Origin of the sequence: Coprococcus hominis (ex Arizal et al. 2022), assembly GCF_040094675.1 — a bacterium.
GTDB classification, from domain to species: Bacteria; Bacillota; Clostridia; order Lachnospirales; family Lachnospiraceae; genus Coprococcus_C; species Coprococcus_C hominis.
On sequence record NZ_JBBNHG010000031.1, the window covers coordinates 127,937 to 150,894 of the forward strand.

The window sequence follows — 22,958 nt, forward strand, 5'->3', positions numbered from 1 at the left end:
CTTACCTTTTTCCAGTTGGCTGATGTAGCAGCTCCAATGTCTCAAACGCTGCATACTGCTCTGCTGTTTTCTTTGAATGCGCCACCTTCCGCGCCATCTCCTTGCCGTCTAACACGACGCGCACGGTAAACTGCTTGTTGTGGTCAGGACCTTCCTCCGCCAACAATTCATATTGCAGGTTGATCTTATGCTTCTGCACATATTCCTGCAGCTTGGACTTTGCATCATGGAAGCGCTGTTTATGTTCGATATCCTGCAGTAGAAACCGCTCCACATATGCGGTTGCACATTCCATACCACCATCCAGATAGATTGCGCCAAGCACAGACTCAAACATATCACACAAAATCGAATCCCGGTTAGCTCCGCCCGTCTGTCTCTCTCCCTTACTGAACCGGGCAAACTCACCAAACCGCAAATCCCGTGAAATCTTGGACAACGTGAACTCACAGACAAGACTTGAACGAAGCTTCGACAAATCGCCCTCTGGCATCGTCTGATAATTTTCAAACAGATACTTACTCACGATAAATTCCAGAATCGCATCACCTAAAAACTCATATCGCTCATACGACATATAGCGTCCGACCATCTTTTCATTGACGAAGGACTTGTGCGTGATTGCTGTCTCCAAATGTTTGATATCCTGAAAGGTATATCCAATCAGTGCTTCCAGCTCACTGAGTGATCCTTCATGTTCCATGTTAGTTCTCCCCTTTGTTTTCTTCCTCTACAAATGTACGAATAATCTGATTTGTAACATCTTTTTTCACAAAGTTACGGCACTGTTCGATGGCAGAGCGTACCTCTGTATCCTTGCTGTTGCCATGAATCTTTACTACCAGACCTTTTAAGCCAAGCAATGGTGCTCCACCCTTATCATCCGCCATATACCGCTTAAAGGTTTTCTTAATCGGTTTGTAGATCAATGCACCACCGATCTTCGTCTTGACACTGCTCTTTAACGTATCTTTGATCTCTGCCATAAACATTTTACCAAGTCCCTCAAAGAATTTGAGCAGAACATTTCCAACAAACGCCTCACAGACTAATACATCTGCCGGACCGTTTGGGATATCACGGGATTCTACACTACCGATAAAGTTGATGTCCTTACACTCACGCAGCAGCGGAATCGTGGATTTCACAAGTTCGTTTCCCTTTTCATCCTCCGCACCGATATTGATGATACCAACACGAGGGTTCTCGATACCCTCGATATTCTTCATATAGATAGAACCCATCTTTGCAAACTGTACCAGATTCTCTGGCTTTGCATCCACATTTGCGCCACAGTCGATCAGTAACGACGAGCCGTACCGATGTGGAATGAGTGGAGCCAGTGGGGTTCGCTTAACCCCCTTTGCACGTCCAACCAGAAACTGTCCGCCAGCCAGCAGCGCACCAGAATTACCGCCAGAAATACAAGCCGCCGCTCTTCCTTCCTTGACAGCATTTAACGCCAATACCATAGATGAATTCTTCTTTCTACGGATAGCATCCACCGGCGCATCATGACAGGTAATCTCCTCGGTTGCATCGACTACCTCAATCCGCGTCTTATCACATCCGTACTGGTCAATATACGTTTTTAATTCCTCTTCTTTACCGGTTACGATAAAGGAAAGGTCGTCATACAGATCCATCGCCTCCGCAATGCCCTGTACAAAATATGCACTTCCATTATCCGTACCCATTGTATCAATTGCTATTACAATCTTTTCCATTCTTTATCCGAACCCTTCCTTGTTATACAACATGATAGACCACATAATCCTATATATTATAGTTGTATCCCTTTCTTTCGTCAAGAAATCAAGGCACAAAAAAAGACTTTTCAACGAGAACCTCTCGATGAAAAGTCTTTTTTTCATTTCAGTGAATTACTCAGCAGAGATGATTTCTTTCTTATTATAGGAACCGCAAGCCTTGCATACTCTGTGTGGCATCATAAGCGCTCCACACTTGCTGCACTTTACCAAGCCAGGAACTGTCATCTTCCAGTTTGCTCTACGCTTGTCACGTCTTGCTTTTGAACTTTTATTCTTAGGACAAATGGACATCCTTACACCTCCTTCAAGAATACACTTAAAATCACACTTTGCTTATTATACAAACAAATCTATCTGATGTCAACGGTATTTTTCATTTTTTGATAAAATATTTATTTTGCAAGTGCAACAGTCTCTCTTGCGATTGCAAGCTCCTCGTTTGTCGGTACGACATACACTGGCACCTTAGAATTCTCTGTTGAGATCTTTACCTCTTCTCCACGGAGCTTATTTGCTTCATCATCAATCTCCACACCCAGATATCCGAGATGGCTACATGTATCTTTTCTTACCTTTGGATCATTCTCACCGACACCGGCTGTAAATACGATTGCATCGACACCGTTCATCGCTGCTACATAACCGCCGATAAACTTTGCTGCCTGATAGGTAAATACATTCATTGCAATCTCACAGCGCTTGTCGCCCTCAGCGATTCCCTTGTTCAAATCCCGGAAGTCACTGGACTTTCCTGAGATACCATAAACACCGGACTCCTTGTTGAGCATACTGATGATCTCTGTGAGTGTCTTTCCTTCTTTGTTCGCAATATATTCGATGATTGCTGGATCAATATTTCCACTTCTGGTTCCCATTGTGATACCTTCGAGTGGCGTAAGTCCCATTGTCGTATCAATTGACTTTCCGCCCTCAACTGCACAGATGCTCGCGCCACCACCAAGATGACATACGATAATCTTTGTATCCTTGATATCCTTTCCAAGCAATTCAGCGGTACGCTTGGATACAAAGCTGTGGCTCGTTCCGTGGAAGCCGTAACGACGAACCTTGTATTTCTCATAATACTCATATGGAATACCATATGTATATGCATAATCTGGCATAGTCTGATGGAATGCAGTATCAAACACTGCAACCTGTGGAACACCCGGCATCAATTCCTGACATGCACGGATACCGATCAGATTGGCTGGATTGTGAAGTGGTGCTAAATCACAGCACTCCTCAATCGCTGCAAGTACTTCGTCATTGATCAGAACCGCAGAAGAAAACTTCTCCCCGCCATGTACCACACGATGACCAACCGCTGCAATCTCATCCAGATTTTTGATTGCACCAAGCTTCTCATCTAACAGATACTGCAGTACAAGCTTTACTGCTGCGCTATGATCCGGCATCGGTGCCTCAATCTGTATCTTTTCCTTACCAGTTGCCTGATGTGTCAGTGAACCATCTAATTTGATTCTTTCACAGATTCCCTTTGCAAGTACCTGTTCTGTGTCCGAGTCAATCAACTGGTACTTAAGGGAAGAACTACCACAATTAATTACTAATACCTTCATATTCTCACGCTTTCTCTTACTATTCTATTTCTGGTCAAGTGCCTGTGCCTGAACCGCTGTAATCGCAACAACACCGACGATATCATCTGCTGAACATCCTCTGGACAGATCGTTGACCGGCTTTGCAATACCCTGTGTAATCGGACCATATGCATCTGCCTTTGCGAGACGCTGTACAAGCTTGTATCCAATATTTCCAGCATCCAGATCCGGGAAGATCAATACGTTTGCCTTTCCGGCTACGTCGCTGCCCGGTGCCTTGGAAGCAGCTACTTCCGGCACAATTGCCGCATCACTCTGCAATTCACCATCACACTTCAGGTTCGGACATTCTTCATTGACAATCCTACATGCCTCGATCACCTTATCGATCTCTGGATGATGTGCACTTCCCTTTGTTGAATGGGATAACATTGCCACAATTGGTTCTGCCTCTACCAGAAGTTCAAATGACTTTGCAGAGCTCTCTGCGATTGCTGCAAGCTCTCTCGCATCCGGGAACTGATTTAATCCTGCATCTGAGAAAATGAATGTTCCATGCTCACCCATCTCACAGTTTGGTACTACAACTAAGAAGAATGCAGATACCAGCTTTGTATCCGGTGCAGTCTTTAAGATCTGCAATGCTGCACGCAATACATTTGCAGAAGAATTCACTGCTCCTGCAACCATTCCATCTGCATCGCCTGCCTTTACCATGATACAGCCAAAATACAGGACGTTTGTTAAAAGCAGTTCCTTTGCTTCTTCCGGCGTCATACCTTTCTTCTTACGAAGTTCTACCAAAATGGATACATAATCGTTTAACTTGTCGCAGTCATATGGATCTACGAATTTCGCGCCTGTCAGATCCAGTCCATCTGCTTTCTTTATAATCGTCTGTTTGTCACCAACTAAGATTATGTCGGCAATTCCTTCCTGCAAAATCTTATGCGCCGCCTCTAATGTACGCATATCTGCAGTTTCCGGTAATACAATTGTTTTCTTGTTTTGTTTTGCTCTTTTTTTAATTGAATCAATAAATGCCACTGCTCTTCTCCTCTGCTTTTATAGTTTCAACTCATATCTTTCTACATTATAAACAAATCAAGGTTTGTATACAACCAAAAATCTGTAAATAAATGTCTTTTTTCACGTACAATTTTAATCTTTATTTGAGAATCTCAAGACTGCATATCATCCACCGCCGGATTGTCCACCACCAGTCTGCCACGACCATGTTTTTTGCCATAATACATCGACTTATCCGCACGGTTTACAAGGATATTGGTATCCCTACAGATCGTCGGATATGCAGACAGGCCAATACATACATTGACTGGAATTTCCTTGTCATCATACTGCACGATTGTCGTCTGGATCTCTTTATGCATTTCCTCTAAGATCGGCAATGCCTGCGTTTCATCGTAGCCCGGCAATACAAGCAGGAATTCCTCGCCTCCATACCGGCAGGCAAATCCCCCATGTGCCCTTGCAAATTTATCGTCAATGGATGCCACCATCTTGATGACCTTATCACCGGCAAGATGTCCATATGTATCATTGATATTCTTGAACTTATCAATATCAAACAGTGCCACAGATAACGGCTGTTGTTTCTTCGTCGCTTCCTCTGCCGCCGCTGCAAACAACTGTCCGAAATAAACACGGTTGTAAATCTGTGTCAGACCATCCTTGCGCGCCATATCCTGTGTCTGTAAATAAAGCTTTGTACTCTTGACAGATACATTATATTCCACCAAGCAGGTTTCATAGTACGAGATTCCCTTATCGAAAAAATTCTCCTCATTGGATGCGATCAGCATCATACCATACTGCTTGTTGTCGTTGATCATCGCAAGCTTCACCAGACTCTTGATATTTGTCTCACCAATAAAACGCAGCTCCTTTAATTCATCCCCGACCAGCAGCTCCGTCGTCTTCCGGCTCTCGGCAAAATCCGAATAAATCTTCTCAAAATCCTTGCGCAGACGGCGTTCCATTGAAGCATAATCCGTCTTGATAATACAGATTCCACGATTGTCCGAATTAACCGCTCCATCCATATACACCGCACAGAGCTTTGGATTCTTTACGTCCATGATTGCATCGACGATCACATTGATATTCTTGTTGATATCAAACGAAGACGCCATATAACGCATGATTTCCGTCTGGGACTCGATTTCCCGGTTTGCCTGTTCCAGATCATTCACGACCCGTGCCAGCTCAATCTTCTGGTAATTCACACGTTCATTTACATTCTTTACCTTTTCCTGATACTCTTCGAGCTTTGCATTCTTATCCTGTATATCATTCCGTTCCAACACAAGCTGGGTATAATACGCCTCATGTGCATCGTTTGAATATTCGAGAAGTTCCGTCACAAACAACAGTGTCACGACAAAGATTGCAAGCACCAGCACATAACAGAACCAGAATGTCTCTCTCCGGAACTGCAATGACAGGCACAGATTGATAAACATCGGTATAAGCAACATCATCTTGCGGACTAAAATCGTTCCCTTGTCATAGTGTGAACCAAGAATAATGAATTCCAATGCAAGCAGGAACAAAATCATAAACATACCGACAAGCAGCACGCCCTCGTACGGAACAAATGATACGAAAATACTGTATGTAGTAATCTCAATCAACCGGAAAGTCGTCAAAAACTTCATATTCTTAAACACGCCCATGTGATAAAATACACTGTCAAGCAGTGCAAACACAAACACAACAGTTGCAAATGTCACGCAGACCGGCGTGTTGTCGGTGAACTTCATGACGCGTGACAACACGGTGAGCAAAACCATAAATACATAAAAAATCTTATGATATACTGTGTAATTTTTAATGAGATTTTCCGTAATATCCTGCATGTCTAGTTCTCCCAATAAATATCGATCACAGCCCCTTCATCGATCGGCTGTATAAATTCTGCATGTATGCCATTTACATTTGTAACAAGGCGCTTTCCATGCATCGTAGAAAGATCAAACGGATATACATCCAGAATATCCACAAATGTATAGCTCTGTTTTCCTGTCAAAGTGACAGGTGTTTTATTGACTACAACCGTGATTGCCCGGCTTACAGCTGGTGCTGGCTGTGGCTGCGGTGTCACATTCTGCTCCGCCTCTGTTTTACTTGTATCTTCCGTCACAGGTTCTGTGACCGCTGCTTCGTCTGCAACTTCCACGATCTCATCGTCCGGAATAATCGTTTCTTCCTTCCGGGTGACAAATTCTACTTCAAAATTCTCATAAATCTTCTCATCTTCATCGGCAATCTGATGGTTGACATACGCATAAAAATCCGTCGTCAGATCCATAAATGTGCGCAACTGTCCCACGGTATAATAATTTCGCATACAGACATCATCCCCATCCTGAATCTGATACATGGACGATGCAAATTCACCATTCACGGTTGCAAATTTCGGACAGGATACTTCGTTTCCATTCACCTTAAAGGTCAGCATGCCCGCATATTCCGGAAGTGTCGATAATTCAATCTCCGCAGATTTGCCCTTTGTAGACGGCTGAATCCGGATGTTATCGTTCGCCTCAATCACTGCGTTCATACCAGCGGTCTTTCCGTTCTGGGTGATCACCGCAGCTTCCCCGCTGTACCCACGCACGATCCGTGTCTTTTCATTTATCTTAAATGTGATATCATCGCCGCGCTTCGGGAAGATATCTTCGTTTGGAATACCGTACTGTACTGCCGCATCAAAGATTGTCAGCTTATCATTGTTATACAGCTTCACACGTTCGCCATTTACGTTGACAAAGATGAAGTTATTCTTCTGATCAAAGAAGTTCAAACAGATACCGATTGGTGTCACATAGAGCGGATCTTTCTTGATCCCCTCTACCTGAAAATCAATCGTATTCATCACTTCTTCGCCACGCAGAGCTACACGTTCTGCCGGAAGGTCAAGATCCTCTGCCAGTGTATCTGTAAATCCAGGCAGTTTTCCACCACCGCCGACTACAAACACCGCGCTGACGCTTGTTCCACCATTTAACTCAATGATTTTATCCGCGATCTTCTTCGAGATTCCTTCTTTTACTTCCTCCGTCGTCTGATAGATCTCCTCCGGAGTAATCTTATGGGAGATTCCCATAATATCTTTATATGTAACTGATTTCCGACGCGCACTGACCGTCTTTAACTTCTCTGCCGTCTGGAAATCAATCAGATATTTCTTTACCAGTGCCTCGGTCAGCTCGTCTCCGGCTGCCGGGATCATACCATACGCAATCACGCTTCCATCTTTTGTGATACAGATATCGGACGTTCCGGCTCCGATATCAATCAGTGCAATATTCAAAAGGCGGTACTGCTCTGGAATCGCTACCGTCATCGCCGCGATTGGCTCCAATGTAAGATTCGTCACATACAATCCAGCCTGCTCCACAGCCGCATACAGACTATCCACAACCTCTTCCGGGAGAAATGTTGCAAGCACATCTGCTGCAATCTTCGTTCCCTTGTGTCCTTCCAGATTCGTGATCTCGTAATTGTTCAGGAAATATTTCACAACGGTATAGCCAACACAGAAATATTTCGTTGTCTCATGACTCTCGTTTAATTCCTGCAGAATCTCATTGTGCGCCTGCTCCACGCCGATCAGATCGATCGAATGGATATATTCCTGTGTAATAACTGTATTCTCAGAGAATTCATACTCCCCGTGTCCGATCGCAGTTTTTAAGACACGACCAGCCGCCGCAATGCATACATCATGCAATTTGCGTCCGCCTAACTGTTTCTCTAACTGTTGTTTTACCTCGACAATATCCTGACTGACCTTCGCGATATCATGGATCTGTCCATCGATCATCGAACGGGTATCATGGTATTTGACAGCCATCGCAACTACATGAAACCGCTCCTGTTCTCTGTATCCGACTGTACCGACGATACTCCGTGTACCGATGTCCAGTCCAAATATTAAAGGTTCCGGATATTTCACTGTTGCCACGCCTGTTTCCTCCTGAAATTAGTCTGTTTTCCCATGATTAATTAAAATTATAGCATCTCCAAGTAAGATATTCAACCTATCTTTTAGTTGTTTTGATGAATTTTCATAGTCTAATTGATTATTTATAGTGAAATCTGCATATTTTCTATAATATGATTCCGGTTCCTGACTGTGGAACATCGCACGGCAGCGTTCCTCGGTATAGCCGCGCTGTTTCATCAATCGTTTGATCCGCGTCTCCTCATTGACATAGATATACCAGATTTCATCGCAGATCTCCTTATATCCATCCTGAATCAGAAGTGCCGCCTCGATCACATAGATCTTCACGTCCTGCTTCCGTTTCTCCTCGATGTCTTTCCGAATCCATGCCTTCACAGCCGGATGCGTAAGTGCATTTAACTGTGCAAGCTTTTCTTTGTCAGCAAACACGATCTGTGCAAACTTCGCCCGGTCGATTGCATATGGTTCCTCTGCCTGCAAAATCTCCGTGCCAAACGCTTCCACAACCGCCTGATATACTGTCTGTCCCGGCTCCATCAGCGTATGGGCAAGTTTATCGGTCTCGACAATATATGCCCCATATAAATTAGACAGGTCATATAATATTTTACTTTTTCCAGAGCCAACGCCTCCAGTAATTCCTAATATCAGCATTCTGAATCTCCCTGAATGTCCTTACTTCGCATCATACCAGCTGTCACCAACATTTGCATCCACAAGAAGCGGCACAACAAGGTCTGCCGCATGCATCATCTCTTGCACCAAAATCTTCTGTACGATCTCTAACTCTTCCTTCTTTGTCTCGATGATCAGCTCATCGTGGATCTGAAGTACAAGCTTTGACTGCAAATGTTCTTTTTTGAGCCGACGATTCACACGAACCATTGCAATCTTGATAATATCCGCCGCAGTTCCTTGTACCGGGGCGTTCATTGCCGCACGCTCGCCAAAACTCCGTGTCATAAAGTTCGAGGAAGCAAGCTCTGGAATCGGGCGTCTCCGTCCAAACATCGTGACCGTATAGCCGTTTTTCTTCGCATCTTCCACCGTTCGGTCTAAAAATTCCTTAACCTTGCCATAGGTTGCAAAATATTTCTCGATATAGCCCTCCGCTTCCTTTCTGGAGATATCGAGATCCTGTCCTAGACCAAAGGAGCTGATGCCGTAAACAATTCCAAAATTTACCGCCTTTGCTTTCCGGCGAAGGGTACTGTCCACCTGATCGAGTGGCACATCGAATACCTGTGATGCCGTGATCGCATGGATATCCTCATCCGCCTGATATGCCGCAATCAAAGCCGCATCACCGGACATATGTGCAAGCACACGCAGCTCAATCTGGGAATAATCAGCATCAACAAACACCGATCCTTCCTCCGGAATAAAGACCTTACGGATTTCTCTGCCAAGCGGCATACGCGTCGGGATATTCTGCAGATTCGGATCTGCCGAACTGATACGTCCTGTCACAGTTACCGTCTGATGGAACTTGCCATGAATTCTTCCATCTGCCCGGATATAACCAGCCAATCCCTCTGCATAGGTGGAATTAAGCTTCGTAAGCTGACGGTATTCTAAGATCTTCGGTATGATCGGATGTGCATTTTTAAGCTTCTCTAACACCTCTGCACTCGTCGAATATCCGGTCTTTGTCTTCTTTCCATTTTTTAATCCAAGTTTCTCAAATAAAATCTCGCCAAGTTTTTTCGGAGAATTGATGTTAAATTCTTCCCCCGCCATTGCATGAATCTCTGCGGTAAGCTCCTCGATCCGTGTACGGAGTTTTTTCCCATACTGATGCAATGCCTCACCATCGACGCGGATACCATTTTTCTCCATCTCATATAACGCATACAGACAAGGAAGCTCCATCTCATCATAGAGTGATTCCATTCCTGTCTCTTTTAATTTCTCTCGCAAAACTGACTTTATCTTATATGGCACAATCGCCTGATATGCCATCCATTTTTGTACTTTTTCATCTTCGAAGGAGAAATATCCTAGCTTCTCCTTGCCAAGCATTTCCTTCTCTGACGGCAGCGTCACGTCCAGATACACCTTTGCAAGCGTATCGTATTCATATTCTGACTGATTTGGCTGTAACAGATATGCCGCAAGTCCAGCGTCAAATACTGCATCTTCCTCATGAAAATCCAAAAATGAAAGCAGCTTTTTCACGTGCATACATGCTAACTGCACCTGATAATCCCGGCTCAACGCAAGGAGATTGTCTGCAACCATCGCCTCCGTGATAAACATCATAAACCGGATCAGATAGACATGCTCCAAATCCATACAGACCGCAACGCCAAGTGCTTCTCCATCCTGTGTGATCCACGCAAAGGAAACTTCCTTCGCCTTTTGCAGCTTTGCAAGCAGAGCGTTGTAACCGTCAATATCATCGATCAATACTGTCTCGAAGGTCAGTTCTTCCTTCTTCTCAACCGAGAACCGCTTATAAAAGCTCTTTAACTCTAAATCTTCAAATAACGTATATGCCTCGGCATTAAACGGATCGTGATACGTTGCCTCTGAAAATTCAAATGGAATCGGGCAGTCCAGCTTGATCGTTGCAAGCGTCTTAGACAGATATGCCAGATCTTTGTTCTCAATCAGATTCTGTTTCATCCTGCTTGCCTTCATGCTGTCCACAGCCGCATAGACACCATCTAAGTCACCATACTCCGCAAGCAGCTTTGCCGCTGTCTTCTCACCGATTCCCGGCACACCTGGAATATTATCCGAAGTATCACCCATCAGACCTTTCATATCTATGAAAATCAACGGTGTTACTCCATAGGTTTCCACCACATTTTTTGCATAATAATCCTCGACCTCAGTCTTACCATGCTTTGTCTTCGGGATGCGTACGAGCACGGTATCTGTCGCAAGCTGCAACAGGTCACGATCACCAGATAGAATCGTAACGGCAAAGCCTTCGCGCTCACCCTTCTTTGATAACGTACCGATCAGATCATCCGCCTCAAAGCCTTCCTGTTCCACGATTCGGATGTGCATTGCCTGCAGAATCTCCTTGATTCTCGGCATCTGCTCATGCAGTTCTTCCGGCATACCCTTTCGCGTTCCCTTATACGCCTCATACATCTCATGGCGAAATGTTTTCTTCTTTAAATCAAAAGCAACACAAATATGTGTTGCCTGTTCTTCCTCGATTACCTTCAAGATTATATTTAAAAAACCATAAATCGCGTTGGTATGTCTCCCGTCATTCGTTGTCATATCCGGGATTCCGTAAAACGCACGATTCATGATGCTGTTTCCGTCAATCAATAATAATTTATTCATCGCTCTCCGTCTCCTCACTTTCCGGGTGGGTTAATTGATATTCACGTAGTTTTTCATAAAAGGTTGATTCCTTCGGTTTCTGTGCAATCTGCACTTCCTGTACAATATCATTTAAGCAAACGGACATCTCCAAACCAAATGTATCGTAAAAATAAGTATCCCCCTGTGCTTCCAGTTTCATCCGCTGTTCGATATTATATACCTTATCCAGACATTGATTGTATACAAAAAACAAAAATACGACTGCCACTCCAAACACAAGTCCAAATGTGGAGAACTTGAAACGTTTCGCCTGCTTTACACGGTGTTCCAGACGATTCAGTTCATTCTCCAGATCCTTTGCAAAATTCTGTGACAGTTCCTGGTTGTTATCGACCTGATGCATGCCAACGATCAACGTATAGTAAATCTCCAGCTCTTCCCTGCAATTCTTGCAGTACCGCATATGCTTTACAAAATCCGGGATCACATCGTCCGGAAGTTTCTTCTCTATGAATGCCATTATATTTGATTGTGCTTCCAAACATGTCATAACTTACACCACCTGTCATAATCTCTGCCAAAAACAAAGAACCTAGATCGAAACGGATCTAGGTTCTTCAAAATGTGTATCTTAGTTATCGATCAGCTTTCCTTCACCATTCCAGCTATATAACTTACGAATCTCCTCGCCAACCTTCTCTGATGGATGCTCAGAAGCAAGTTTTCTAAGAGCCTTGAAGTGAGCCTGTCCACCTGCGGAAGACATATCAAGCAGGAAGTCTTTTGCGAATGTACCATCCTGGATATCCTTCAGGATCTTCTTCATTGTCTTCTTTGTCTCTTCTGTTACAATCTTAGGACCTGTGATGTAATCACCATACTCAGCTGTGTTAGAGATAGAATATCTCATGCCTGCGAAACCTGACTGATAGATCAGATCTACGATCAGCTTCATCTCATGGATACACTCAAAATATGCATTTCTTGGGTCATAACCAGCTTCGCAAAGAGTCTCGAAACCAGCCTGCATAAGTGCACATACACCACCACAAAGGACTGCCTGCTCACCGAAGAGGTCTGTCTCTGTCTCTGTTCTGAATGTTGTCTCAAGAATTCCGGCTCTTGCTCCACCGATACCAAGACCATAAGCAAGTGCAAGATCCTGAGCCTTACCTGTTGCATCCTGATATACAGCGATCAGACAAGGTGTACCCTTGCCAGCCTGATACTCACTACGTACTGTGTGACCAGGTGCCTTAGGTGCAATCATTGTTACGTCGACATCCTTAGGTGGAATGATCTGGTTGAAGTGAATATTGAAACCATGTGCGAACATAAGCATGTTGCCCGGCTCAAGGTTCGGCTCAATATCGTTCTTGTAAAGGCCTGCCTGCAACTCATCGTTGATCAGAATCATGATGATATCTGCACGCTTTGCTGCTTCTGCAGATGTATATACTTCAAATCCCTGTGCCTCAGCCTTAGCCCATGACTTGCTTCCCTCGTAAAGACCGATGATGACGTGGCATCCGCTGTCCTTCAAGTTCAAAGCATGTGCATGACCCTGGCTACCATAGCCGATGATTGCAATTGTCTTGCCATCCAACAGTGACAGATTACAATCTTCCTGATAAAAAATCTTTGCTGACATTATCATATCCTCCTGATTTTGTAAAAAATATTTATCGTTACTACTTAATCGTAAGTAATGACCTTAGTTTCCGCTTACAGCGCCTCTTGTAAGACCTGTCAAGCCTGTACGTACCATCTCGGAAATCTCGAACCCATCCAGAAGCGAGATAAATGCTTCAATCTTGTTGACATTTCCTGTAATCTCTATCATAACGGAATCCGTTGATACATCAACAACCTTTGCACGGAATACATCCGTCAGGGAAATAATCTGCTGTCTCTCTTCCAGACTTGCCTTGATCTTGACAAGCAGAAGTTCACGGCATACAGACTCTCCATCTTTCAGTTCCGTAATCTCGCAGACATCCTCCAGCTTCAGAAGCTGTTTTTTGATCTGGCTCAAAATACGATCATCGCCGCTCACGGCAACCGTCATACGGGAATATCTTGGATTCTCTGTCACGCCAACTGATAAGCTGTCAATATTATATCCTCTACGGCTAAACATTCCGGACACACGGCTCAGTACACCGGATGTATTATCTACCAAAAGGGATAAGACCATTTTTTTCATAAAATGTTCCACCTTTCTCCTATTATTTCGTCAAAAATTATTATCTGCTATTTTAACCCTTTGTTACTTGTCTGTCAATAGTTTGTCAACAAGCTTTACCGCCTCGTTTGCATCCTTAGAGTAACCGTCTGCCCCGATCTCATCTGCAAAATTCTGCGATACAACGGCACCTCCGATGATGACCTTATAAGGAAGGTTATTTGCGCGCACATACTCAACGGCATCCTTCATCCGCATCATCGTCGTTGTCATAAGCGCAGATAATCCGATGATATCGGCATGCTCTTCCTTCGCTGCCGCAATGATCTTGTCAAGCGGCACATCCTTGCCTAAATCCACAACCTTGTAGCCGTAGTTTTTCAGCATCAGGACAACAAGGTTTTTACCGATATCGTGGATATCACCCTCGACCGTCGCCATAATGACTGTACCCTTCGGCTTGGCATTCTCTTCGATATGAAGCAGCGGCGTGATGTATTCGATTGCAAGATCCATCGCCGTCGCACCCGCAATGAGCTGTGGCAGGAAATATTTCTTCTGTTCAAACAACTCGCCAACCTTGTTGACTGCCGGAATCAGATCCTCATCAATGATTGTCTGCGGATCTTTGCCCGACTCTAATTCCTTCTTTACATTCTCCACGATACTGCCTTTGTTACCCTTTACAACATCGTGATAGACACGGCTTCCTTCTTCGGACACACCTGCCACATTCTTGGCAGCCGTCTGTTCGGTCTGGGATAAAGCGACTACATTTTCCACATAAATATTATCCGAATCCTCCTTGGCAAGCAGCAGATCTGCCGCAAGGCTCGCATTCACAAGCATTGCCTGTCCCGGATTACAGATTGCCATTGTCAGACCGTTTGCGATCGCCATCGTCAGAAATGCGGTATTGACGTTGATTCGCTCTGGCAGTCCGAAGGAAATATTGGACAGACCACAGATCGTCGGAATCTGCAGTTCATTCTTACAATAGGCAATCGTATCGAGTGTTTCAAGTGCCGCCATCCGGTTTGCACCAACCGTTGCAACCAGACCATCGATGATCAGGGAATCGCGTGACAAGCCTTCCTCGTCCGCGATCTCTAGCAACCGGCGGATAATCTCTTTCTTCTCATCAAGATTCTCCGGCAAGCCCTTGTCCGAAAGCGGAAGGAGTATCGCCATCGCACCATATTTCTTTGCAATCCGCATAAGCGGGCGGCATTTCTTCTCTTCTAATGAAATTGAGTTAATAAGCGCACGTCCCGGATAGATACGGAGTGCTGCTTCGATAATCTCGACATGACTCGAATCAATACAGAGCGGAAGATTCGTCACAGAAATCACTTCGTAAACAGCACGCCTCATCATTTCCAGCTCGTCAATGCCGTTCATACCCATATTGATATCGAGAATCTTCGCCCCACGTTCCGTCTGTTCTTCTGCCATCTGTACAACCATATCCATGTTTCCTGCACGAAGCATCTCCTGCAGTTTTTTCTTTCCGGTCGGATTGATACGTTCCCCGACGACTAAAAAATTGCCATCGAGATGGATTTCCTGTACTGCACTCTCACTGGATAATACACGGGTACAGACTGGTTTCGTTGCCTCCGGCTCCACGGAGCGGACAACCTTCTTCAGCATCTCGATATGCTTCGGTGTCGAACCACAACAGCCACCCACAGCTCTCGCTCCGGCTTCCACCAAAGCGCGTCCATACTCAGCAAACGTCTCCGGTGTCATTGTATATTTCGTCTCGCCATCGATCAGCTCCGGCATGCCATTGTTTGGCTTCGCAAATACCGGAATCGTTGCGTACCGCACCATACGCTTGATCAGTGCTTCCATCTCCTTCGGTCCAGTCGAACAGTTGATGCCAACCGCATCGACGCCAAGCGACTGCAGCACGATCACAGACGCCTCTGGTGTCGAGCCGAACAACGTCTTTCCATCGCTGTTAAAGGTCATGCTTACCATGATTGGCAGATTACAGACCTCTTTAATGGCGATCACGCATGCACGCGCCTCCGCAAGGCTCATCATCGTCTCTACAAAGAACAGATCGACACCTGCCTCCACGAGGATCTGTGCCTGTTCCTTATATACATCCACCAGTTCCTCAAACGCCAGATCACCGACCGGCTGAAGCTGTCTGCCAGTCATCGTCATATCACCCGCGATAAATCCACGATGATTCTCCTGTGCGATTGCCGTCCGCGTCAGGTCAACCAACTGCATGTTCATCTCGCGAATCTTATCCTCGAGATGATATTCGGCAAGCTTGATCCGGTTCGCCGTAAAGGTCGGCGCAAGCAGAATATTTGTTCCTGCCTGAATATATGCGCGCTGCAATTTGATCAGGTGCTGAGGATGCTCCAGAATCCATTTCTCCGGGCATACACCAACCGGCATGCCTGCCTGCATCAGGTTACTTCCGGTTGCACCATCTAACATAACAATTCGATCTTCAAATAATCTGTGAAAAATCTTTCTATCCATAATTTTGTCTTATCCTATTTCTGTAATAAATTTGTATATCAGTGTCTGGAAATCTTCTGCAATCTTATTCGCAGTTTCCTGCACTTCCTTGTGGTTTAATTCTCCGGTGCTCATACCTGCCGCCATATTCGTGACACATGATACACCAACGATCTTCATACCAGCATGCCGTGCTGCCATCGCCTCACACGCGGTACTCATACCAACCAGATCTGCACCAAGTGTCCGGTACATGCGGATCTCCGCCGGTGTCTCATAGTTTGGTCCGGTCGCCTGCAGATAAATGCCTTCTTCCAGAGTAATTCCCTGCGCCTTCGCCACTGAATCCAACTTTTTTCCAAGCTCTACGTCGTACACATGACTCATATCCGGGAACCTCGTACCAAGTGCTTCCATATTTGCTCCAATCAATGGGGATGGCACAAACGACGTAATCTGATCCGTGATCCGTACCAGCGTCCCCGGCTTGTACGACGGATTCATGCCGCCTGCCGCATTCGTAAGAATTAAAATCTCCGCGCCAAGCATGTGCATCACACGCACTGGCATCACAACCTCCTGCATCGAATACCCTTCGTAATAATGCACACGTCCCTTCATGATCAGCACCGGGCAATCCCCGACTTTTCCAAGCAGGAAACATCCAGCATGCCCTGCCACTGTCGATACCGGGAAATGTGGGATTTCACCATATGGGATCTTCGCATCAATCGTCAGACGATCTGCAAAATCGCCCAGTCCCGAGCCAAGCACGAGCGCTACCTTTGGTGTATATGGCAGACGTGCCTGCACATAAGAAGCTGCCGCCTGCAACTCCTCGTAAGTTATCTCTTTTTTCATTCCGTATCCTCCTGCAAATTGAACTATTTATTTACAAAAGTGACTTCATCTCTCCAATAGCATACGATTGGCATGCCCGCTTCGACATACTCATATAACTCGCCTGCTTTTGATGGCGGCAGATTTACACAGCCATGGGAACCGCTGTAGGTATAGATTTCTCCACCGAATTTTCCACGCCAGTTCGCATCGTGCAGACCGATACCACCATTGAACGGCATCCAGTATGTGACCGGTGTCTCATAGTCCTCACCAATCAGTGTCGCATGCATCTTCTTATAGGTAAGACCATACAGACCGCCTGGTGTCTTGTGTCCCGGTGTCTGCCCAGATACACAATCACTGTCCCATTTCAATCTGCCATTTTGATAATAATATACATGCTGGTTTGTCAGATCAACCTCCACATAGGTCGAACCGATATCATTCTGCGCACACAGTGCATAGCCACGGCGCTTACATGCTGGTTCCTTCGTGAAGCTTTTCTTCTTTGACAGAAGATCGTACAACTCCTCCGCCTCTGTCTCCGCGTCGATCACCCAGCCATAATACCCGCCATGCACGAGAATCGTCTTCTTATCATGCGTCGTAAATTCACGGTCAGTATCCGCAGTCGTGAATTTCTCCTTAAATTTTTCGACATACGCTTCCACATTACTTCTGCTGATCTGGATACTTCCATCCGAACTGACATATGCCATCTTCGTAAGTTCTTCCTTTGGAATGGTATATGTATACGAACCAAAATCATACACGGCTTCGATATCGACAAATGCATCTGCGTCTTCCTTTGTTTTCAGAATGGACTCCGAATCCGCCAGAATATGTGCTGGAATATAACACTCTTCGGCTTCCACATCCAGTGTAGTATCATAATTTTTCAGAGCATTTATTACCTTGTCATATAACTTTGCCGTATCAAGCTTCGTTCCCGTCTCCTCTGGAATGACCTTTGCCTCGCCATCCTCCAAAACAACCTTCGCGTCCTTTGATTCTGTCATGGAAGCTCGATCCAGTGCCGGTGATGCCTGCAGGCAGGCTTCCAACTTTTCCCTGTCACAGTTTACTGTATAATCAATCTTATAATCATAACTGTGAAAGCTGTTTACAAACCAAAGAAACGGTGAATGTTTCTTTAACAGTGTATCCACTGAATCCGTCAGTGCAACATCAGAATCCGCATCCCCCAGTACGAAAGTAAAATCACTGTCCTTGAACTTGATATCCAGTGTGTATTTCCGTGCATCCGAAAGCAGCATATCCTCCACAGACTGTACAGATTTTCCTGCTACATTCCTGCCGTTGATCGTCGTATTTACTCCAAAGCGGTGCATATGGAAAATCACGCCACCGATATAGACCACAAGCAATGTTGCAACAACCGCAATCGTCACCGTGCGGATGATCCGTTTCTTTCTGCGCTGCCGATACACCGAAGGATCAATAAATGGCTCCTGCACATAGAGACTCACGGGCTTATCGTCTGTTTCTTTCGTTTCTTCCGGCTTCTTGTCGTCCTCTACTTTCTCCGAATCCTCTGCTTTCTCCATCTCGTCTGATACTTCCGTCTCTTTGACTTCTTCCGTATTCGTTATTTCTTCTCTATCCTTTTTTCCCCTGCTCATAGTTACGTCCTTTTTATTTAGTATACAGATTTCTGTTTCTGTATCATATCCCATAGACCGCATGATTGCAACCAAATGCGGAAATTTTACATCTTATTTACATCAATCACAACCATCTCCGGCGGGTTGTTAATCCGGATATGGATCGAATGCATGCCACATCCTGCAGTCACAACCATCTTCGTCTGGGAATCCGTGTTCTCATACACCCCATAGTCATACTTCGGAAATGGATGTAACCGTGGAGAGATCACTCCGCCAAGTCCCGGTATCCGTATCATGCCGCCATGATTATGCCCGGACACGATCAAGTCTGGATGCAGTGTACAATATGACCGAAAATAATCCGGATTGTGTGCAAGCAGCACATTGCAGTGATCCGGCTGCATCTTCCCAAGCATGCTGGTAAGCACATCTTCCCGTAGCGGTTTCTTGATCAGCCGCTTATAATACGCCCGGGGCAGATCCAAGCCATACAGGCAGACATTCCAAGGCTCTAAAAATTCATGTGCATTTACCAGCATATGCAGATGATGTGCACCTTTGAGATGCTGGCTGTATTCCTGCCAGATACCATCGGTCTCCCGCACGCATTCAAGCAATCCGCGCTCATGATTTCCATAGGAATAATAAACCGGTGCAATTTCAGTCATCTTCCGGATTGTGTCCGCTGTCACCCTGTTATTCTTCCGTTCGCTCTTCCGACAGACGATCATGTCGCCAGGCAGTAAAATAATATCCGGCTGCTCCGTGTCAATCGCGGTAAGCAGATCCGTGTTCTCCAGACCATATACCTGATTGTGCAGATCAGCGATCATCACAATGCGTAATGGTTTCCGGACTTTCTGACTGATAAAATTGTAACGCACTATCTGAAAATTCATACTCATGGCTTTATTATACCCTATCTTCAGTTATTTCGCCATAAATATTCTTCCTGCAATCTCCGATAAGCTGTATTTTAAGTCAAGCTTCGGCACCGACCGCTCTGCATACAGGATCACTTCGCTGATACACGTTCCGTTGCAGGAATACTGCACAACACCGACCGCATCCCCTTCCTGTATCGGTGCTTTCAGATTTTCGTAGGCGATCACCTGTTTTTCAATCTGATCCGGGTTCGTCGCTACAAGCGTGATCGTGTGCTGTTCCACCGGCTTTACCGTCACCGATTTGCAGGTACCATTCTGCACCGGGATCTGCAGATCCTCCGGCACGACTTCAGTATCCACATATGGACGGCACTGTGCGAATCCGTAATCAAGCAGCTTCATTGCCTCACTGTTCCGGATCTCCTTCGTCTCCGCTCCCATCACAACTGCGATCAACGTCACGCCATCCCGCGTCGCCGTCGCAGACATACAGTATTTCGCCTGCGATGTATATCCGGTTTTCAGTCCGTTTGCCCCTGTGTAGAGATTCAGGAATTTGTTCGTATTCGCAAGATCAAACTGTGATTCGCCCCGTCTGGTCTTATGTGTGATGGAATCCATCCAGATCGTCGAATATGTAAGGATATCCGGATGATAAAGCAAAAGCTGTCTGGACATGATCGCGATATCCCGCGCCGACGTCAGATGTGTCTCAACCTCCAGCCCGCATGCATTGTCAAAATGCGTATGCTCCATACCAAGCTCCTTCGCCCGCTCGTTCATCTTCTGGACAAACGCTGCCTCCGAACCTGCCAGATGCTCTGCCATCGCCACTGCCGCATCGTTACCGGAGGCCACCTCGATGCATTTGATCATATCCTGCACCGTCTGTTCCTCGCCTGCCTCGAAGAAGCATTGTGAGCCGCCCATCGACGCCGCGTGCTCAGTCACGACAACCGTATCGTCCAGCGCGATATCTCCGCGTTCTAACGCCTCGAAGATCAAAAGCAATGTCATGACCTTCGTCACCGATGCCGGGCGCAGCATCTCATCCGCATTCTTCTCATAAAGTACCGTCCCGCTCTCTAATTCCATCAGTAACACCGATTTCGACTGGATTGCAAGCGCATCCTCTGTTTCCGCATACGCAGCCGGACAAACTATGCAAAGCATCATGATCAGTGTCAGAATCGCACATATAATCTTTTTCTTCATTTCCTCTCCTTTTTGCGTTTCTATCTAGTACAACTTAGATAGAATACGCCGGAAATTGTAACAATATACTGTCGTAGATAATTCATACAGTATAATTACAATTTCCGTCCGCCTCTAATTTGTACATTATACGAAACAACCTTGCAGAAAATGAATATAATAAGAAAAAGTGTGAAGGAGCATCTGTATGTGTGGCATTGCGGGCTACTTTAACCCAGACCAGAACTATGCGGAAAATCCCAAGCAAAACTTTCATACACTGTCCCGTATGATCAATACGATGAACCACCGCGGGCCGGACACCTACGGTCATACCATCATAAATTCGTGCTGCCTTGCGCACACACGCTTGTCTATCATTGATCTCGAAAATGGCAGACAGCCCATGTCTTATACGAAGGACGGAAACACCTACTATATTGTATATAACGGCGAGATCTACAACTACAAGGAAGTAAAGAAAACACTGCTCCGGAAAAACTATACCTTTGAAACAAACTCCGATACGGAAGTCATCATCGCTGCGTTCTGTCATTACGGACCGGGCTTTGTCAAAGAATTAAACGGTATCTTCGCAATCGCCATCTACGACAGCATGCGAAATACACTCTACCTCTACCGTGACCGCTTCGGTGTCAAACCACTTTATTATACGAAGACCGGCGATACACTCGTGTTCGCCTCGAGGATTGATACATTGTTTGAATACCCGCGCGTGCGTCCATGCATCGACATGAACAGCTTCAACGAGATCTTCTCCCTCGGACCGGCGAAGACGTACGGCAAAGGTGTATTCTCCGGGATCAAAGAGATCAAGCCCGGCGAATATCTGACCTACTCGCCGCAGTATATGACATCCCGGCTATACTACCGGATTGAGAGCCACCCGCACACCGACAGCTACGAGGAAACGGTAGAGAAAACCTCATACCTGCTTGAAGACAGTATCCGTATGCAGATGGTGTCCGACGTTCCGATCTCCACCCTGCTTTCCGGTGGCGTGGACTCCTCGTATGTATCCGCCGTCTGCAGCCATTTCCTGCCGGAGGATACACCTCTTACGACGTACTCCTTCGATTATACCGACAATGCCGTTTATTTTCAGGCGAACAGCTTCCAGCCGAGTGAAGACCGGCCTTACGTTGATATCATGAAAGGCTATCTGCACTCGGATCATATCTACCTGACGTGTTCCTACACGCAGCTTGCCGATCTGCTCGAGGCATCCGTCGACAGCCGGTGTCTGCCAACGATGGCAGATGTCGATTCGTCGCTGTTATATTTCTGTGGGGAGGTTGCAAAACACCACAAGGTCACGTTGACCGGTGAATGTGCCGATGAGATCTTCGGCGGCTATCCGTGGTTTCACCGTGACGCCATGCTGCAATCAACCACCTTCCCATGGACGATGGACATCTCCTTCCGCAAATCCCTGCTCCATCCGGAATTTGCCGCCAGCATGCAGATGGAAAAATATATCGCCAGAGCATACCGCACAACACTCTCCGAAGTCGATATCCTGCCGGAGGAATCTCCACTCGATACGAAGAAACGCCAAATTGCCTATCTGAATATCCGCTGGTTCATGCAGACGCTCCTCGACCGGATGGATCGCACGTCCATGCAGCACGGACTCGAAGCCAGAGTGCCATTCGCCGATTACCGTGTCATCGACTATGTATTCAATGTTCCTTGGTCGATCAAAGCCAAGGACGGCGTCCCGAAGAGCCTGCTCCGTGCCTGTGCCGCCAAATACCTGCCGGACACGATCATGAACCGTCCGAAAAGTCCTTACCCGAAGACCTATCACCCGGAATACGAACGTGTGCTTGCGAACCGCCTGCGCGAAGTCGTCACCGACACCGCATCGCCGCTCCGGAGCTATCTGAATATCCCTGCGGTGCTAAAGTTCCTCGACGAGCCAAAGGAATATGGAAAGCCTTGGTTCGGTCAGCTCATGGCCGGACCACAGATGATTGCCTACCTGCTCCAGGTCGACTACTGGATGCGGAAATATATGTTATAATCCATTGCATGAAAAAAGCAGAGGTTGGAGCGTTTCACTCCTTCCTCTGCGTTCTTTTATATACAAAAT

At 45.9% G+C, this 22,958-nt stretch carries 18 protein-coding genes; 1 reads left to right on the forward strand and 17 read right to left on the reverse strand.

Features of this window, described 5'->3' with window-relative positions:
- Position 1: 1 nt before the first annotated feature.
- The 17 genes from rnc to AAAT93_RS06305 all read right to left on the reverse strand — a co-directional run bounded on the left by rnc (position 2) and on the right by AAAT93_RS06305 (position 20,863).
- Positions 2 to 703, reverse strand: a complete 702-nt coding sequence (gene rnc / locus AAAT93_RS06225) for a ribonuclease III (RefSeq protein ID WP_021985573.1) — start codon at positions 701 to 703, stop codon at positions 2 to 4.
- 1 nt (position 704) lies between these two features.
- Positions 705 to 1,727, reverse strand: a complete 1,023-nt coding sequence (plsX, locus tag AAAT93_RS06230) for a phosphate acyltransferase PlsX (RefSeq protein WP_021985574.1) — start codon at positions 1,725 to 1,727, stop codon at positions 705 to 707.
- A gap of 156 nt (positions 1,728 to 1,883) precedes the next feature.
- On the reverse strand, positions 1,884 to 2,063 hold the full coding sequence (gene rpmF / locus AAAT93_RS06235) for a 50S ribosomal protein L32 (RefSeq protein WP_021985575.1): 180 nt from the start codon (positions 2,061 to 2,063) through the stop codon (positions 1,884 to 1,886).
- Between the two features lie 101 nt (positions 2,064 to 2,164).
- Entirely contained in the window at positions 2,165 to 3,355 is a 1,191-nt protein-coding gene (locus AAAT93_RS06240) for an acetate/propionate family kinase (protein WP_117780172.1), read from the reverse strand.
- Positions 3,356 to 3,379: 24 nt separating this feature from the next.
- Positions 3,380 to 4,384, reverse strand: coding sequence for a phosphate acetyltransferase (pta, locus tag AAAT93_RS06245; protein ID WP_021985577.1), 1,005 nt, complete (start codon positions 4,382 to 4,384; stop codon positions 3,380 to 3,382).
- A 134-nt stretch (positions 4,385 to 4,518) separates the two neighbouring features.
- Positions 4,519 to 6,216 (reverse strand): diguanylate cyclase, encoded by a 1,698-nt coding sequence (locus AAAT93_RS06250; RefSeq protein ID WP_118373568.1) that lies wholly within the window; start codon positions 6,214 to 6,216, stop codon positions 4,519 to 4,521.
- A 2-nt stretch (positions 6,217 to 6,218) separates the two neighbouring features.
- Positions 6,219 to 8,327, reverse strand: a complete 2,109-nt coding sequence (locus AAAT93_RS06255) for a cell division FtsA domain-containing protein (protein WP_021985579.1) — start codon at positions 8,325 to 8,327, stop codon at positions 6,219 to 6,221.
- Between the two features lie 18 nt (positions 8,328 to 8,345).
- Entirely contained in the window at positions 8,346 to 8,984 is a 639-nt protein-coding gene (gene coaE / locus AAAT93_RS06260) for a dephospho-CoA kinase (RefSeq protein ID WP_021985580.1), read from the reverse strand.
- A gap of 21 nt (positions 8,985 to 9,005) precedes the next feature.
- Entirely contained in the window at positions 9,006 to 11,636 is a 2,631-nt protein-coding gene (gene polA, locus AAAT93_RS06265) for a DNA polymerase I (protein WP_227572818.1), read from the reverse strand.
- Positions 11,629 to 12,168 carry a zf-HC2 domain-containing protein gene (locus AAAT93_RS06270; protein ID WP_227572819.1) on the reverse strand — a complete coding sequence of 180 codons (540 nt, stop codon included), beginning with the start codon at positions 12,166 to 12,168 and terminating at the stop codon, positions 11,629 to 11,631. The genes polA and AAAT93_RS06270 overlap by 8 nt, the downstream gene beginning before the upstream one ends.
- An 81-nt stretch (positions 12,169 to 12,249) precedes the next feature.
- Entirely contained in the window at positions 12,250 to 13,269 is a 1,020-nt protein-coding gene (ilvC, locus tag AAAT93_RS06275; protein ID WP_021985583.1) for a ketol-acid reductoisomerase, read from the reverse strand.
- A gap of 63 nt (positions 13,270 to 13,332) precedes the next feature.
- On the reverse strand, positions 13,333 to 13,824 hold the full coding sequence (gene ilvN / locus AAAT93_RS06280) for an acetolactate synthase small subunit (RefSeq protein WP_117780176.1): 492 nt from the start codon (positions 13,822 to 13,824) through the stop codon (positions 13,333 to 13,335).
- Positions 13,825 to 13,887: 63 nt separating this feature from the next.
- A complete protein-coding gene (locus AAAT93_RS06285; protein ID WP_227572820.1) occupies positions 13,888 to 16,311 on the reverse strand; it encodes a homocysteine S-methyltransferase family protein in 2,424 nt (807 codons plus the stop codon).
- Positions 16,312 to 16,320: 9 nt separating this feature from the next.
- Positions 16,321 to 17,151, reverse strand: coding sequence for a purine-nucleoside phosphorylase (locus AAAT93_RS06290; protein WP_118545025.1), 831 nt, complete (start codon positions 17,149 to 17,151; stop codon positions 16,321 to 16,323).
- Positions 17,152 to 17,174: 23 nt separating this feature from the next.
- Positions 17,175 to 18,776, reverse strand: a complete 1,602-nt coding sequence (locus AAAT93_RS06295; RefSeq protein WP_227572821.1) for a L,D-transpeptidase family protein — start codon at positions 18,774 to 18,776, stop codon at positions 17,175 to 17,177.
- Positions 18,777 to 18,862: 86 nt separating this feature from the next.
- The gene (locus AAAT93_RS06300) at positions 18,863 to 19,660 is read right to left on the reverse strand and encodes a metallophosphoesterase (RefSeq protein WP_188331996.1); all 798 of its coding nucleotides are present in this window, start codon (positions 19,658 to 19,660) and stop codon (positions 18,863 to 18,865) included.
- A gap of 30 nt (positions 19,661 to 19,690) precedes the next feature.
- Positions 19,691 to 20,863, reverse strand: coding sequence for a D-alanyl-D-alanine carboxypeptidase family protein (locus tag AAAT93_RS06305; protein ID WP_021985589.1), 1,173 nt, complete (start codon positions 20,861 to 20,863; stop codon positions 19,691 to 19,693).
- Between the two features lie 187 nt (positions 20,864 to 21,050).
- Here AAAT93_RS06305 and asnB point away from each other — a divergent pair, with 187 nt between their 5' ends.
- Positions 21,051 to 22,889, forward strand: a complete 1,839-nt coding sequence (gene asnB / locus AAAT93_RS06310; protein ID WP_227572822.1) for an asparagine synthase (glutamine-hydrolyzing) — start codon at positions 21,051 to 21,053, stop codon at positions 22,887 to 22,889.
- Positions 22,890 to 22,958 lie beyond the last annotated feature (69 nt).

What these genes read in the sequence shown, in the direction of transcription:
- AAAT93_RS06250 (WP_118373568.1), bottom strand. Translation starts at nt 6,216, where the DNA reads ATGCAGGATATTACGGAAAATCTCATTAAAAATTACACAGTATATCAT.
- AAAT93_RS06290 (WP_118545025.1), bottom strand. Translation starts at nt 17,151, where the DNA reads ATGAAAAAAGAGATAACTTACGAGGAGTTGCAGGCGGCAGCTTCTTAT.
- ilvC (WP_021985583.1), bottom strand. Translation starts at nt 13,269, where the DNA reads ATGTCAGCAAAGATTTTTTATCAGGAAGATTGTAATCTGTCACTGTTG.
- polA (WP_227572818.1), bottom strand. Translation starts at nt 11,636, where the DNA reads ATGAATAAATTATTATTGATTGACGGAAACAGCATCATGAATCGTGCG.
- asnB (WP_227572822.1), top strand. Translation starts at nt 21,051, where the DNA reads ATGTGTGGCATTGCGGGCTACTTTAACCCAGACCAGAACTATGCGGAA.
- AAAT93_RS06295 (WP_227572821.1), bottom strand. Translation starts at nt 18,776, where the DNA reads ATGAGCAGGGGAAAAAAGGATAGAGAAGAAATAACGAATACGGAAGAA.
- AAAT93_RS06300 (WP_188331996.1), bottom strand. Translation starts at nt 19,660, where the DNA reads ATGAATTTTCAGATAGTGCGTTACAATTTTATCAGTCAGAAAGTCCGG.
- rnc (WP_021985573.1), bottom strand. Translation starts at nt 703, where the DNA reads ATGGAACATGAAGGATCACTCAGTGAGCTGGAAGCACTGATTGGATAT.
- AAAT93_RS06305 (WP_021985589.1), bottom strand. Translation starts at nt 20,863, where the DNA reads ATGAAGAAAAAGATTATATGTGCGATTCTGACACTGATCATGATGCTT.
- ilvN (WP_117780176.1), bottom strand. Translation starts at nt 13,824, where the DNA reads ATGAAAAAAATGGTCTTATCCCTTTTGGTAGATAATACATCCGGTGTA.
- rpmF (WP_021985575.1), bottom strand. Translation starts at nt 2,063, where the DNA reads ATGTCCATTTGTCCTAAGAATAAAAGTTCAAAAGCAAGACGTGACAAG.
- coaE (WP_021985580.1), bottom strand. Translation starts at nt 8,984, where the DNA reads ATGCTGATATTAGGAATTACTGGAGGCGTTGGCTCTGGAAAAAGTAAA.
- AAAT93_RS06270 (WP_227572819.1), bottom strand. Translation starts at nt 12,168, where the DNA reads ATGACATGTTTGGAAGCACAATCAAATATAATGGCATTCATAGAGAAG.
- AAAT93_RS06240 (WP_117780172.1), bottom strand. Translation starts at nt 3,355, where the DNA reads ATGAAGGTATTAGTAATTAATTGTGGTAGTTCTTCCCTTAAGTACCAG.
- plsX (WP_021985574.1), bottom strand. Translation starts at nt 1,727, where the DNA reads ATGGAAAAGATTGTAATAGCAATTGATACAATGGGTACGGATAATGGA.
- AAAT93_RS06285 (WP_227572820.1), bottom strand. Translation starts at nt 16,311, where the DNA reads ATGGATAGAAAGATTTTTCACAGATTATTTGAAGATCGAATTGTTATG.